Origin of the sequence: Bacillus sp. FDAARGOS_1420 (genome assembly GCF_019344915.1) — a bacterium.
Lineage (GTDB): Bacteria > Bacillota > Bacilli > Bacillales > Bacillaceae_G > Bacillus_A > Bacillus_A mycoides.
Genome location: NZ_JAHWJB010000002.1, coordinates 3,640,426 through 3,654,112 on the forward strand (window position 1 = coordinate 3,640,426; position 13,687 = coordinate 3,654,112).

14 protein-coding genes and 1 pseudogene are annotated in these 13,687 nt (G+C 35.5%); 6 read left to right on the forward strand and 9 right to left on the reverse strand.

Going from position 1 to position 13,687, the window contains the following annotated elements; genetic code table 11:
• Window positions 1–167 precede the first annotated feature (167 nt).
• A complete protein-coding gene (locus tag I6L50_RS28910) occupies window positions 168–485 on the forward strand; it encodes a radical SAM protein (RefSeq protein ID WP_113935732.1) in 318 nt (105 codons plus the stop codon).
• A 28-nt stretch (window positions 486–513) separates the two neighbouring features.
• Here I6L50_RS28910 and I6L50_RS28915 read toward each other — a convergent pair whose 3' ends face one another.
• The gene (locus I6L50_RS28915; protein WP_002067549.1) at window positions 514–708 is read right to left on the reverse strand and encodes a hypothetical protein; all 195 of its coding nucleotides are present in this window, start codon (window positions 706–708) and stop codon (window positions 514–516) included.
• Between the two features lie 856 nt (window positions 709–1,564).
• On the opposite strand from I6L50_RS28915, the gene I6L50_RS28920 reads away from it, so the two are divergent.
• On the forward strand, window positions 1,565–2,227 hold the full coding sequence (locus tag I6L50_RS28920; protein WP_219303674.1) for a YitT family protein: 663 nt from the start codon (window positions 1,565–1,567) through the stop codon (window positions 2,225–2,227).
• Window positions 2,228–2,258: 31 nt separating this feature from the next.
• Here I6L50_RS28920 and I6L50_RS28925 read toward each other — a convergent pair whose 3' ends face one another.
• Window positions 2,259–3,092: an EcsC family protein gene (locus I6L50_RS28925; protein ID WP_113935734.1), complete on the reverse strand. Its 834-nt coding sequence runs from the start codon at window positions 3,090–3,092 to the stop codon at window positions 2,259–2,261.
• Between the two features lie 137 nt (window positions 3,093–3,229).
• Between I6L50_RS28925 and I6L50_RS28930 the strand changes: the two genes are divergently transcribed.
• Together I6L50_RS28930 and I6L50_RS28935 are read left to right on the forward strand one after the other, a co-directional pair.
• Window positions 3,230–3,865, forward strand: a complete 636-nt coding sequence (locus I6L50_RS28930; RefSeq protein ID WP_016092426.1) for a DUF1796 family putative cysteine peptidase — start codon at window positions 3,230–3,232, stop codon at window positions 3,863–3,865.
• A gap of 71 nt (window positions 3,866–3,936) precedes the next feature.
• A complete protein-coding gene (locus I6L50_RS28935) occupies window positions 3,937–4,371 on the forward strand; it encodes an NUDIX hydrolase (protein ID WP_002143378.1) in 435 nt (144 codons plus the stop codon).
• A gap of 26 nt (window positions 4,372–4,397) precedes the next feature.
• Here I6L50_RS28935 and ackA read toward each other — a convergent pair whose 3' ends face one another.
• The 5 genes from ackA to I6L50_RS28960 form a co-directional block, all read right to left on the reverse strand.
• A complete protein-coding gene (ackA, locus tag I6L50_RS28940) occupies window positions 4,398–5,591 on the reverse strand; it encodes an acetate kinase (protein ID WP_002015546.1) in 1,194 nt (397 codons plus the stop codon).
• Between the two features lie 299 nt (window positions 5,592–5,890).
• Complete coding sequence (locus tag I6L50_RS28945) at window positions 5,891–6,877, reverse strand: class I SAM-dependent methyltransferase (protein WP_002015548.1); 987 nt, start codon at window positions 6,875–6,877, stop codon at window positions 5,891–5,893.
• Window positions 6,878–7,088: 211 nt separating this feature from the next.
• On the reverse strand, window positions 7,089–7,589 hold the full coding sequence (tpx, locus tag I6L50_RS28950) for a thiol peroxidase (protein ID WP_002015549.1): 501 nt from the start codon (window positions 7,587–7,589) through the stop codon (window positions 7,089–7,091).
• A gap of 135 nt (window positions 7,590–7,724) precedes the next feature.
• Window positions 7,725–8,120 (reverse strand): GerW family sporulation protein, encoded by a 396-nt coding sequence (gene ytfJ / locus I6L50_RS28955; RefSeq protein WP_000350005.1) that lies wholly within the window; start codon window positions 8,118–8,120, stop codon window positions 7,725–7,727.
• A 12-nt stretch (window positions 8,121–8,132) separates the two neighbouring features.
• On the reverse strand, window positions 8,133–8,771 hold the full coding sequence (locus I6L50_RS28960) for a DUF2953 domain-containing protein (protein WP_113935736.1): 639 nt from the start codon (window positions 8,769–8,771) through the stop codon (window positions 8,133–8,135).
• A gap of 205 nt (window positions 8,772–8,976) precedes the next feature.
• Between I6L50_RS28960 and I6L50_RS28965 the strand changes: the two genes are divergently transcribed.
• Window positions 8,977–9,780 (forward strand): NAD kinase, encoded by an 804-nt coding sequence (locus tag I6L50_RS28965; RefSeq protein WP_002015552.1) that lies wholly within the window; start codon window positions 8,977–8,979, stop codon window positions 9,778–9,780.
• Between the two features lie 193 nt (window positions 9,781–9,973).
• On the opposite strand, the gene I6L50_RS28970 is transcribed toward I6L50_RS28965, so the two are convergent.
• Both I6L50_RS28970 and I6L50_RS28975 read right to left on the reverse strand, forming a co-directional pair.
• On the reverse strand, window positions 9,974–11,542 hold the full coding sequence (locus I6L50_RS28970; RefSeq protein WP_219303675.1) for an amidohydrolase: 1,569 nt from the start codon (window positions 11,540–11,542) through the stop codon (window positions 9,974–9,976).
• An 87-nt stretch (window positions 11,543–11,629) separates the two neighbouring features.
• Window positions 11,630–11,932: pseudogene (locus tag I6L50_RS28975) on the reverse strand (VOC family protein); the annotation flags it as partial.
• Between the two features lie 335 nt (window positions 11,933–12,267).
• On the opposite strand from I6L50_RS28975, the gene I6L50_RS28980 reads away from it, so the two are divergent.
• Window positions 12,268–13,341 (forward strand): cytosolic protein, encoded by a 1,074-nt coding sequence (locus I6L50_RS28980; RefSeq protein WP_219303676.1) that lies wholly within the window; start codon window positions 12,268–12,270, stop codon window positions 13,339–13,341.
• The last annotated feature ends 346 nt before the right edge of the window (window positions 13,342–13,687 follow it).

Genomic DNA, 13,687 nt, shown 5'->3' on the forward strand with positions numbered 1-13,687 from the left:
TTTGCATCCCCCTAAAGAATAAATATTCATTTTATCTTATAATAATCCAAACTTTAACACCTTTCATAAAATGAATCAAGGGGAATCCATAAATTTTTTTCAAACAATTTCGTCGAATTTCTTTCTTTTTTTATGTAAAATAGAGGCAGGAAAATGGAGGGGTTTCTATGAAAAAGTATTTTATATACAATGAACATCTAGGGATTGAATTGCCGAACATACAAGAAAAATGGGAAGACATCTCTGAACAAGCGCAGCATTCTATTTTATTAAAATGGGAGCAAGTTCGCGGAAAAATACCTGATCGTATACAAGAGCTTGAACGTCATATTAATCAAAAACAACATTGCTTAAATAACGAAGAGAATTTCGAAATTTCCTGTAGGCTTAATTCAGAAATTGCCGATCTTGCTTCAATTATTAATGATCTTTGGCTTTGGTATCGTCTAACCCAAAACGTATCTGAGGGAAAAGCACACCAATGAAAAAAGCATGCCCCTCAATTAATTTGGGTCATGCTTTTTTGTCGTAACACGATTTACAATATATTTCTTGTGCTGTTTTCGCCAAACACACATCAAACGGACCAACTAATATACTTCTTTCTTTTGGCAACTTTACAAAAGCAACTAGCTCTTCTTCATATTGAATCTTTTTCTGACATGAAACACATTTTAATTCTTTTCTTTTAAACATGTCTTTTAGCATATCTCCATTCTCCCCCTCATCTATCTATATTAATATACTCTCATAATAGTTAGAGCTTGTAAAAAAATGGCACATTCCGAAACAAATTATTCATATACTATGTACAAAAGGAGGTCTCAAACTTATGCGAGCTTTCATTATTATCGCTTTAACTTTTTTAAGTATCATTAGCTGGGATGCATTTTTTAAAGATAAAAGTGATGAGAACAATACAATTGAATAAAAACCCTTCTTTTCTTACTTATTGGACAAACTTCTAAAAGTTGTCCAGTTCTACGAAATAACTTAGGCTTTTCTACAAAAATATTTAAACATAACATTTTTTGTAGATTCCCTCCGGTTATTGTCGGTTTCCATCCGCATGCATTTTTTGAAAGTATGATATAATAATATAAATCTTGAAGGAAGGGATTTTGATATCATGATCGCTCGAAGGAGCATGTGGCATCGTATTGACGAATCATACACGTAGCGTATTTTTCAGCTCAGATACTTTAGTCTAGCGAAAAAAATACGAGAGTGGGGAAATTATGATTGCCCGAAGGATAATTTGGCAAAAAAAAGACTCTTCTTACACATAGCGTTTTGTTTAGGACTTAATTGTTACTAGCTAAACAAAACAAAGAAGAGCAGGATTGCTAAATGAAGAATCCTACTCCACGTTTTGTTTAGTCGTTTTAAGACTTAAACTAAAACGAAGGTAGGGAGAATTGATGGACGAGAGGATTATTCGTTATTTCTTCAGCGACATATAGCGTAGTTAGTTTTTTTCGTAAACTAACTGAAAGCTACATGTGAGCTCGTAGTTAGTTTACAACACAACAAGGACTACTAACTACGGAAAGAAGGAATAACGATGAGGAACATCCAAAGTCGACAAATTATTAAAGAAGTTTTTATGGTTTTAATCGGTTCATTTATTTTAGCAGCAGCGCTATATCACATTCACTTCCAAAACCACTTAACAGAAGGTGGCTTTGTAGGTATTGCACTATTTATCCAAAATTTTTATGATATTTCACCATCCATTTCAACTGTAGTAATGGATATCCCTATTATTTTACTATGTGCTTCATTTTTAGGTAGAAAAATGGTTGGCTACTCATTCCTAGGTTCGATTTCATTCGGAGTATTTTATTCTTTTATGGAAAATTATTCTCCATTTACGGTCGATTTATCAAATAATTTATTTATAGCTGCAGTAGTTGGCGGTGCGTTAGCTGGTATTGGACTCGGTTTTATATTGCGATTTGGCGGTGCAACCGGCGGAGACGATATTTTAACAATTATATTAAGTAAACGAACTCGGTTTACAATTGGGCAAATTTTCTTCGTCTTTGACGCGATTGTTCTTGCGCTTTCATTATATTATTTAAATTGGACAGAAATTGCTTTTACTATTCTTTCGATTGCCGTACAGGCAAAAACATTGGATTTAATTTATTATCCAAAAGCAGAAAAGAAAGCAGAAAAGCAACCAGTATCTATTCCAATGTCCAAAAAGCATGCAACAAATTAAAAAAGCGAAAGGCCTCGGCCTCTCGCTTTTTTTATGCTCTTTTTTCCTTCTCGACTATGTGGCGCACTTGATAAAATCTATTTGCAAATTCAGTAACGCTTCTTGTTAAACGATAGTTCACTGTAGACCCAATTGCCATTCCAATGACCGGAATACCTTGGAATAATTTACGACGAAGAGCATAAATCGAAAATGTCTTCAAAATTTGTTTTAACACAACCTCAGTAGAAGCTGGCTTTAACACCTCTTCGTCTCCTTCATAAAAGAATGAATCTTCTTGCTCAAGTTCTCTCAGTAAATTGTACCATGCATATTGCTGAAGTCTCGCCGGCAATAATGCTGCGTGGAATACCTTTAACGCAAGCATCATTTCATACGGCTTGTTCACATCATGTCCAAATGATGTTGCAATAAGTTGAACAGCTTTCACATTTAACGCGATCATAACCGGAAAATCAGCTGTTAATAATAATAACCCCCCAGCACCCGTTGCTCCGCCTTGTACGAATGAATATAGGCGATGTCTTGCTGTTTGCTGCTCTGCTATGTATGTTAATTGATCAATAGATAACGCCTTCAAATCTTCAAGTTGCTCAATTGATTCATCAAATAATCTCGATGTTCCTAAAATGCGATTACGTGCATCTAACTGTGATTGTGAACTTTGAATAAGTGCATGCAAATGAAAGAGCCATCCATCTGCTTTCGTAAAGAAATCTTTTCGTTTTTTCTCAGGCAATTTCGCAATTGTAGTATGTACCCATTTATCAAACATTTTTTGAAAATCGGTCGCTTCTTGCTCAACTAATTGCGATTCCCATTCTTTTATATTGTCTAAAATGGCTTGTTCTCGCTTCGATCGCATCGCAACAACCACCTCGTTCGATTTTTTTCTATTGTAACATATTTCCGCTTGTTCTTTGCAAATATGCTTGTCTATCTTTATTCACATACCATTTTTTAGTGACATAAAATATTAGCAAAAAGGATGAGATGAATCACATGAATCTATCCAATATAAAAAAAGAATATAATGCAGTATTCAGCTTAGGACAAAACTGCTGGCCTGCTTGGGCTTTATATCAATTCGAATTATCACCATTTTTTGGTGTTATCGATTTTATGCTAAGCCCTTCATTAGAAAAAGTGAATTTATTATTACAAAATCGATTTGACCGTTTTTTACAGTTCGAAAACTTATCCTTCATCTCATTTTGGGATGATGATGCGAAATTAAGACTCCGTGACAACCTATATGAAATCGACTCCTGTCACGACTTTAAAACAGATGTAAACACACCAACATCCTGGCCTTCTTATACAGAAATTAAGTTAAACTATGAGCATCGAATTAATCGTTTTCTAACTACAATCGAAACGGCAGAATCCACATTGTTTATTCGGACGGGAGGAACATACGAAGAAGCACGTTCCTTGGAACAAATTTTATCTCAAATAGTTAAACATACATTCTCTGTCCTATTACTCATTCCTGAAGATGTACCAACTATCGCCCAAGAAGATTGGGGATTACAAAACATTTGTGTTATAAAATGCCCTATTATGGATGTATATCAGTACAATGAAGCATTTTGGAATGACTTATTTGATGGAATCACGATTCGGCCAAACGCTTAAATACACGTCACCTTTTATAACACCCTGCCTTATAATCATCCTTATACAAAATAAATAAGGAGTGATTATATATGTATCCACGTGCAAAAGCTTTTGGCATTGCTATACATCACGGTCGCCTTCTCGTACAAGAATATCATACAGGCGATGAAACATATTACCGACCTCTTGGCGGATCAATTGAACTTGGTGAAAAATCAGCACATACTGTTATTCGCGAATTTCAAGAAGAGCTTCACACAGAAGTGGAAATCACTAATTATTTAGGCTGCTTAGAAAACATCTTTCATCTAGATGGAGAAATTGGTCATGAAATCATTCAGCTATATTCTTTACGCTTATTAGACATGTCACTATATGAAATGGAAAAAATGAATATACAAGATGAACAAACCGTATCGTATGCGAAATGGATTCCCATTACAGCTTTCATTCAGAAGGAAAAAGTGCTATATCCAGATGGAATTTTAAACTATATCCAAAAGAAAAAAGACGAAATCCTATAGGATCTCGTCTTTTTTTATATAGTATATTAACCAATATCTCCAAGACGTAATACGTCACGAGCAATCATAACTTCTTCGTCAGTTGGAATTACGATAATTTTTACTGGAGAGTGTGGGAAGCTAATGAATGCTTCTTCACCGAATACGTTATTGCGTTTTACGTCGAAGTATACGCCCATGTACTCAAGGCCTTCTAATACGCGCTCACGAATAATTGCACTGTTTTCACCTACACCAGCTGTAAAGATGATAGCGTCAACGCCTTTCATACGAGCTGTGTAAGAACCGATGTATTTATGGATACGGCTCACGAACACGTCAAGTGCTACTTTCGCACGGTGGTCGCCTTCTTCTTCTTTCGCAATGATGTCACGTAGGTCACTAGAGTAACCAGTAAGACCTAACATACCACTCTTCTTGTTTAATACGCTAACTACTTCTTCTACAGTTTGGCCTGTTTTTTCCATGATGTATGGAATTAACGCAGGGTCAATGTTACCAGAACGTGTACCCATTGTTACACCAGCAAGTGGAGTGAAGCCCATAGAAGTATCGATAGACTTACCGCCTTCTACTGCTGCGATACTTGCACCGTTACCTAAGTGACAAGAAAGTAGGCTTAAGCTTTCAATTGGACGACCTAATAATTCAGCCGCACGCTCAGTTACATATTTATGAGAAGTTCCGTGGAAACCGTATTTACGGATGCCAAATTTCTCATAGTACTCATATGGTAAGCTGTATAGGAATGCAGATTCCGGCATTGTTTGGTGGAATGCTGTATCGAATACTGCTACTGCTGGTACGTTTGGTAGTACTTCTTGGAATGCTTTAATACCAACAAGGTTTGCTGGGTTGTGAAGTGGTGCTAAATCGCTTAATTCTTCGATATCAGCTAATACTTCAGCATCAATTAAAACAGAATCAGCAAATTTTTCGCCGCCGTGTACAACACGGTGACCGATACCGCCAATCTCATCAAGAGATTTTACGATTCCGTTTTCAGTTAATTTCTTAAGAAGCATGTTAACTGCTACTGCATGATCTGGGATGTTTGTAATTTCTTTTTGTTTTTCGCCATTTACAGTAATTGTGAAGATACTATCTTCTAAACCGATACGTTCTACTAAACCTTTTGTTAATACTGTTTCACTTGGCATTTCAAATAATTGGAACTTTAACGAAGAGCTTCCTGCGTTAATCGCGATGATTTTTGACATCTAGTCTTTCGCCCCTTTTTCTCTTGGTAGTTGTGTGGATCATTCCACAAACCGCTCGATTTTATCTAATTAAATTCACTCATTATGAAAACGTTTCATCATTAGTAAATTTTATACTCACGATTTTAATTTAAACATCGTCCGACATATATTTCAAGTGAAAAAATTGTAACACCAAGAAAAAAAATATATTACAGATTTCAAAAAAATTCAGTTAAATCTTGTATATATTAAAAAACATTACATATCCTATAAAACTGTACTACATTAATTACTAACCCTGTTACATATATATCGTATTATTTATGTGTTGCAAACCAAGTATTCAATTGATCCATAATGTTCTCCATAGCCTTCATGTTAGAGAATTTAGGTAATTCCACTAGTAGTGCCTGTTTCGGCATTGTTACACCTTGGCCTTTCTTTTGGAGAACAAATATACTTTTTGCATTTTTCTCGTTTTTAAACATGGAAACAGGAAGCTGTAATAATCCTTGAATAAAGCATGTCTCTTTAATGAATGCATGTAGCTTTGGCGCTTGATCACTTTCAAAAATGAAGTTTGGTACTAAGAAGAATAAATACCCGCCTTCTTTCGTATGTTTCACACTTTGTTCAATAAATAAGTGATGTGCATATGACATTCCTTCATTTGCTTTTAATGTATATTCACTTGCAACAATTTCATTTGGATAATAACCAATTGGTAAATCTGAAACGACTGCATCAACTGGATCAATATAAAGTGGTGCTAGTCCATCTTGGTGGAAGAATTCGATTGCATGCTTTTGTAAATTTGCATTTACTAAAGCAAGTTTAATTAACACCTCATCCACTTCCACACCAAATCCACTCATTGTTAGTTCTTCTTTGGCGCTATTAAACAATGTAGTCATTAAGTTACCAGTTCCAATTGCAGGGTCTAAAACAGTAATTTCTTTTTGACCTTGCATAAACTTATGGAATAAGTAGCTCATGAACATTCCAACTGCATCTGGCGTCATTTCGTGATTCGCTTGTACGCCCTCTTTCATTCCTTTTAAAATGGCTAGCTGAAATGCTTTACGAATTTCTTCCCCTTTATATGTTTCTTCATTAAACGTACTATATTCACGATTCAACCTTTCAATTGTTGATTCGGATAATTCCTCTTGTAAAATCGCTCCTTCAAACAAGTTATCACCTGTTTCTACAAGCGCCTCTAAATATGTTACATCTAATTCTTTACGTAAAACTACCGTAGAAGAATCAAAAATAGAAAATAATGTTTCTACTGCCTGACTCACGTACATTCCTCCTTCTCTCTTTTACACATAACTTATATCATACCATAATCTAAATTTTTCCCAAAAGAAAAAGCGACCTCTTGCAAAGAGCTCCCCTTCAAGTTGTTTATGATGTAACGTCTTTTCTCATATATTGGTTCAGTTAACAATACATGAGAAAAGACGACCTCTTCTAAAGTAAAACTTTAATGAGAGGTCGTCTTCATTTACATTACTTCGCAGATTTAGCTGCTTCTAATGCTGCTTCATAGTTTGGATGGCTTGTACCTTCGCCTACGTATTCTGCGTAAACTACTTTGTCATTGCTATCTACTACGAATACTGCACGAGCAAGTAAACGAAGTTCTTTCATTACTAAGCCGTAAGCTTCACCGAATGAAAGGTCACGGTGATCAGAAAGTGTTACAACATTTTCTAAACCGTTTGCTGCACACCAGCGTTTTTGAGCGAATGGTAAATCAGCGCTAATTGTTAATACTTTCGCGTTTTCAATACCTGCTGCATCTTCGTTAAAACGACGAGTTTGTGCATCACATACACCTGTGTCGATTGAAGGTACAACACTAATTAATTTCACTTCACCTTTGTATGTTTCTAAACTTACTGGAGATAAGTCATTTGCTAATACTTGGAAGTTAGGCGCTTGATCGCCAACTTTAACTTCTGTTCCAACTAAAGTCATTGGGTTACCTTTAAAAGTTACATTTGCCACTTAAAAATCCTCCCTTATTTTAAACAAAATATGTACAATGTAAATGATAGTTTGTCCCTATCGATAATGCAAATAAAATCGCTTTATTTACAAAAAAATTAAAGAAGCTAATCCACTGATCAGCTTCTTTATTCGTTAAATTTGAAATTCAGGATCATCTTCTTTTCGTTTATCCATCATTTCTTTCACTTTATCAACAGCTTGTGGCGCTAATTCAATTATTTTATCGATGACGTGTGTTTGCTTATCTAAGTGTAATACTTTCACACCTTCTCCATTTATAACAAGAAAGGCAACAGGATTAATAGAAACTCCTCCACCACTTCCCCCACCAAATGGATGACGGCCTGAATGTTCTACTTTACCAAATTCACTTCCACCAGCAGCAAATCCAAAACTGACTTTCGAAACTGTAAGAATTACACTTCCATCTGCCGCTTTAATTGGGTCACCAACAATTGTATTTACATCAGTCATTTGTTTCAAATGCTGCATTGCGGTTGTCATTAAACCTTGAATTGGATGGTCCATTCTATATCCCCCCTATGCTTGAACAGATTTTTCTGTCATACCAGATCTTTGCTTTCTCATAAACATGAGTAATTTTATCGCTGTTTTTACAGTACGGAATATACGAAAAGATGCTGTTAACTCGCATCTTGATGCAAATCCCTTTCCTTGAAAAACAGGAGTAATTTCAAATTCTGGTATGTCGACAATATGCATATATTGTCCTACAACTCCAGCAGCCATTCCTTTTGTCCCCCATGCATATCCAGTGACAATTCCAGTACTAGCCGCGTCGCCTGCTCCAATTTGCGTATGCCATTTCCAACCATTGATTTTCACTCTTTTGAGAAAATCTTTAACAATAGTATGAACGTCTTGAAGCTTTTTTATCAGTTCCCCTATACTATCGAGTTGTGCCATAATTTTATTATCTATTCCGCCGTCCTCTTCAGCTTTTTTAATTTTTTGTCCTGTCTTCTTCTGCTGTTTTTCAATTCTTTCCAATACATCAAACGTATATCGAATCATCCATATTTTCACTTGAAATAAACATTGTTTTTCCATTTCTGAATATAAAAACGTCACCTTAAGCGATATTTTCGATAATAGTATAAGCAAAATAAAAAGTAGAAGAATTATCATTCCAATTACGAGCCACTTCATTCGTACCATCCTTTCACTCCATACCCATTATCGACAAGTTTATTCATCATTAAACAGACTTTGATAAAATTGAATATAAAAATTTTTCTAAAAATAAAAAGGAATTTTGACAATTTATATCGAAATATACTATTTGAACATATCATCCAGAAACATACTCTGACGATATGTAGCACTAAGACTAGAAAATTTAACTGCAGTGGAGGGATACATAATGGCAAATCGTCGCAATTTATTTTTCTTTTATGGTGATGACAAAGTAACGCTCGTTGAAAAAATGAAACCAGTATATCGTATTTTAGAGGAGAATGGATTTACCATATTAGATCATCCAAAAAATGCAAACGCTATCGTCAGCGTTGGAGATGATGGAACTTTCTTACAAGCCGTTCGTAAAACTGGCTTTAGAGAAGATTGCTTATACGCAGGTATTTCTACGAAAGATGAAATTTCTTTCTACTGCGATTTCCACATCGATCACGTTGATACAGCCCTTCAAGAAATTACAAAAAACGAAATTGAAGTGCGAAAATATCCAACAATTAAAGTAGATGTAGATCACGGTACATCTTTCCATTGTTTAAATGAATTCACATTACGCTCTAGTATCATTAAAACATTTGTCGTAGATGTACACGTCGACAATTTACATTTCGAAACCTTTAGAGGTGATGGATTAGTTATCTCCACACCAACAGGAAGTACCGCTTACAATAAATCATTACATGGTGCAGTTGTCGATCCACTTATCCCATGTTTCCAAGTAAGCGAACTAGCATCTTTAAATAACAACACATACCGTACACTCGGATCACCGTTTCTTTTAAATCACGAGCGCACGTTAACTTTAACACTTAAACCAGATGGCAATGATTATCCTGTTATCGGCATGGATAACGAAGCGCTTAGCATTAAACAAGTGGAAAAAGCCGTTGTTCGTTTAAGCGATAAACAAATTAAAACTGTTAAATTAAAAAACAACTCTTTCTGGGAAAAAGTACAGAGAACATTTTTATAGTATTAAAATAACCGCAGAATTATGGGATTCCATAATTCTGCGGTCTTTTATTTCCCCCGATTGGTGTGGGCAGCCATCTCTTACTATGCAGTCGCCATTATTGTCAGCTTTTGTCGGTAAGTCGATATATTTTAATAATCGCTGATATATTTCAAGTTATGGTCGATATATTTCAATAATCGCTGATATATTTTCACACGTCTTTTCTATAAACAATCTTCCCATCAATGACGGTCATTTCTGCCTGTACTTCTTTTATTTCTTCCGCCTCAATTTCAAAAACATTGCGGTCTAATATCGTAAAGTCTGCTTCATATCCTTTTGTAATTTGTCCTCGCTTTCCTTCTTTTCCAATTGCATACGCACTTCCTGTTGTAAATAAAGAAACAGCCTCATACACCGTTAATCTTTCTTCTGGGATATAACATACACCATCAATAAAACTTCTACGTGTAACAGCACTATATATACCTAAAAACGGATTCACTTGTTCAATTGGAGCATCAGAGCCTCCATTACAGTGTAATCCTGCGTCCAGTAACGTCTTCCAAGCATACGCATAACGAAGACGATGGTCTCCTAGTTTTTCAATCACTGATGGAAAATCTGACGAAACAAAGACTGGCTGAATATCAATAATAGCTGGCAAGTGTTTCATTCTTTCAATCAACTCTTCACGAGCTAGCTGACAATGAATAATACGGTCACGTAATCCTTCTGCTGGTGGATGTAATTCAAGCGCATCAATGACATATTCAAGCGATAAATCACCAATTGTATGAATCGCAACTGGCATATGTAAATCTCGTGCTTTTTTCACTAAACCTGCAAGCTCTTCACGTGAGAAAATGGCAACTCCATTTGTTTCCTTCGCATCTTCATACGGTTCACTTAATAAAGCTGTTCTTCCGCCAAAAGAGCCGTCAGAAAAAATTTTCATCGCACCAAATTCAATATAGTGCTCATTTTCATATTCTTTTCGTTCATTCGCTACTTCATGGTGAACGAGTAAATGCGCTTTAAACCGCATTTCTTTTATAACGTGTGAAAACGCATTGTACGTTTTTTGAAAGCCGCCATAATAATTTAAGTCTTCCGTATGTCCGCCAACGAGTCCGTATTGCCAGCAGTCTGAAATCGCTGTTTGCAGAGCACTTTGCAAATACACTCCATCTATTTCGGGCTGAACATGTTTAATTAACTCTTGTCCTTGCTCATATAAAAGTCCTGTTAAATTATTTGACGCATCACGGCCAATTTTCCCGCCCTTTGGATCTTGCGTCGCTTCTTTTATATTCGCTTCTTGCAATATGTATGAATTCACCCATGTCACGTGACGACAAACACGCTTTAATAAAATCGGATGTTCTTTAGAGATTTCATCTAAATCACGTACATGAACTTGTTTTGTATCTGTAAAATTATTTTCATTCCATCCTTCTCCGATAATCCAAGATCCTTTTGGCGCTTCTTCTACGCGCTTCTGAACAAGAGTAAGCACTTCTTTATAAGATGTACAATTTGATAAATCTAGACGAAGTAACCTCTCCCCATGCCCAATAAGATGCATATGGCTATCAACAAGACCTGGAATCATCGTTTTCCCTTTTAAATCGTACAACTTCACCGCAGAATATCGGTTCTCTAACGCTTCTTTATTCCCCACATCAACAATGACGCCATCTTCGACGTAAACGGCTTCTACTTTTTCATTCTCTTCTCGCATTGTGTAAATGGTGCCGCCATACCAAATTTCTCCCATATGCCCATCCCCTTTTTCCTTTAGTCTACGAAATTAGTACGTATAAAAAAAGCACCATTTCGATTAAAAATGGTACTTTTCCAAAAATTAATTTTGTTCAGTAGGGTTCGTTGTAATTTGCCATTCAATGCTAAATTTATCTTTTAATTGTCCGTATGCTGGGCTCCAGAACGTTTCTTGAAGTGGCATAATAACTTCTCCACCTTCTTGTAACTTATCAAATACTTCTTTCGCTTTTTCTGCATTATTAATTTGAATTGCGATTGTTACTTGAGATCCGATTGCATGCCCTTGACCTGGGAATGTATCAGAAATCATAAGGTCCGTATTACCAACTTTTAAAGTAGCATGTAAAACGCGCTCTTTCGCTTCAGCTGGAATTGGGTATTCCATTATCCATAAAACTTAAATTTCTTAAAACTGCAACAAACAGCTACATCACGCAGTTTTACGCTATACCGAAAAATATAAATGGCAACACTTTTCTGGTTATTCGTGACCAAATTCGTTACCGAAAAAATTCGAAATAAAACAAAAAAAATAAAAGAGCACAGCGTGTATAAAGGGTGTTAGAGCACCCTTTATACCGTCCGCCTACCGTAACTAGGCAAACACTTGCTGTAACTCTTTATGTACCTTATTTTATCGTACATAAGGGTTCCTCCGCAACAGTTTGCTTACATTTGGCATTCTGTTGCTTTTTTGTTTAGGAGGAGACGAGCCTTATGAAAAAACTAACCGCTTATAATACAGATATTCAAAAATATATGCAACAAAATCGATTAAGCACGCAAAAGAAAAATGAAATTATTAGTGCTATGAGAAAACGTATCGAAGATACGAATCAAAGCTTCGAAAGTTTATTTCCTTCTCGAACTAAACGAAAAGATGTGATGGATCATATTATTTATATGCTTTCAGGAAATGGCATATGTAAAATTTCAGCTGAAACATTAGCAATTAAAGCGGACTGTTCTGTTAGAACTGTGACTGACTCTGTTCGTGCATTAAAACAAACAGGCGAAATCCTGGTCGCTGGATTAGCTGACGGTAAAAATAAATATGTATTTGTATTAAAAATGCACCCTAATTTCACAACAATCATGAACGAAGTATTTTTCATAAATACCGACCAAATTACCGAACTAAATGCCAAGCAGGTTGCCAAACAGAAAAATCCTGAAACCGTTGAGGCTGTAAACCTGAAAGACGAAAAAACGAGTTCTAACTATAATAACTCTATTAATTCTTTAAAACAAGAAAAAAATAATGATAAAGTATCCTTAATGGAATCCATTGAAATTGAGCTAAAAGAAGCGCAAAACGATGCCCAAAAAGAATTCGAAAGAGTCCATACGTATTTTGTGAATGAATATCAAGAAATGATGTACCATACAATTAAATCTGGTACTTATCACCCTGTTCTAAAAACAAATGCATCTATCATCGGTTTACGTGTGGGTAGCAATTGTGACAAGGAGTTATTTCGTCTTGCGTTCAATGCGCTAGGTAAAATGGATAAATTCCTAAAATGTAATGGCACTCTCACAGACACTGTACAAGCTTTATTTACGAAGGTTTACAGCGATAACATCAAAGTATCTACGGTATCTAAAAAAGTTGATACAAGTAATTCTGATGCGTCAAAATCACATACAAAAGTACCTTTTTATAATTGGTTAGAAGAGGATAAATCAAAAGAGCCATCCACAAATTCAAGTACAATAGACAGTTCTCTCGTTCCAGGTGTGTATTACAAAATATCTAAAGAGGAAGCTGATGAAATGGAGTTGTATTGACTATCATGTACCACAACCCTCTTGCGAATACTTCTAGAATACGCATGAAGCTGAACACAATGGAGCACTTATGAAAAATCCGATTGGGTACTTTACACGAACGTTTCAAAAGATGCTCTATAACTATGTGGATGGTTTAGAGAGATCCATATTATTGCACATTGTAGGGACAATGAATTCACTAATAGGCTGGGGAGGTTTTGACGCAAAAAATAATATGCTGAAAAAAGCTTAAGTTCCTATCGAAATCTTCCTTTATAACCAAACTATTTATAGACAAAAGAAAAATTTTCTTTATTTGTTTTTTTCGAAGAATCACTTTGCAACCCTATAATTTTTCATTTTA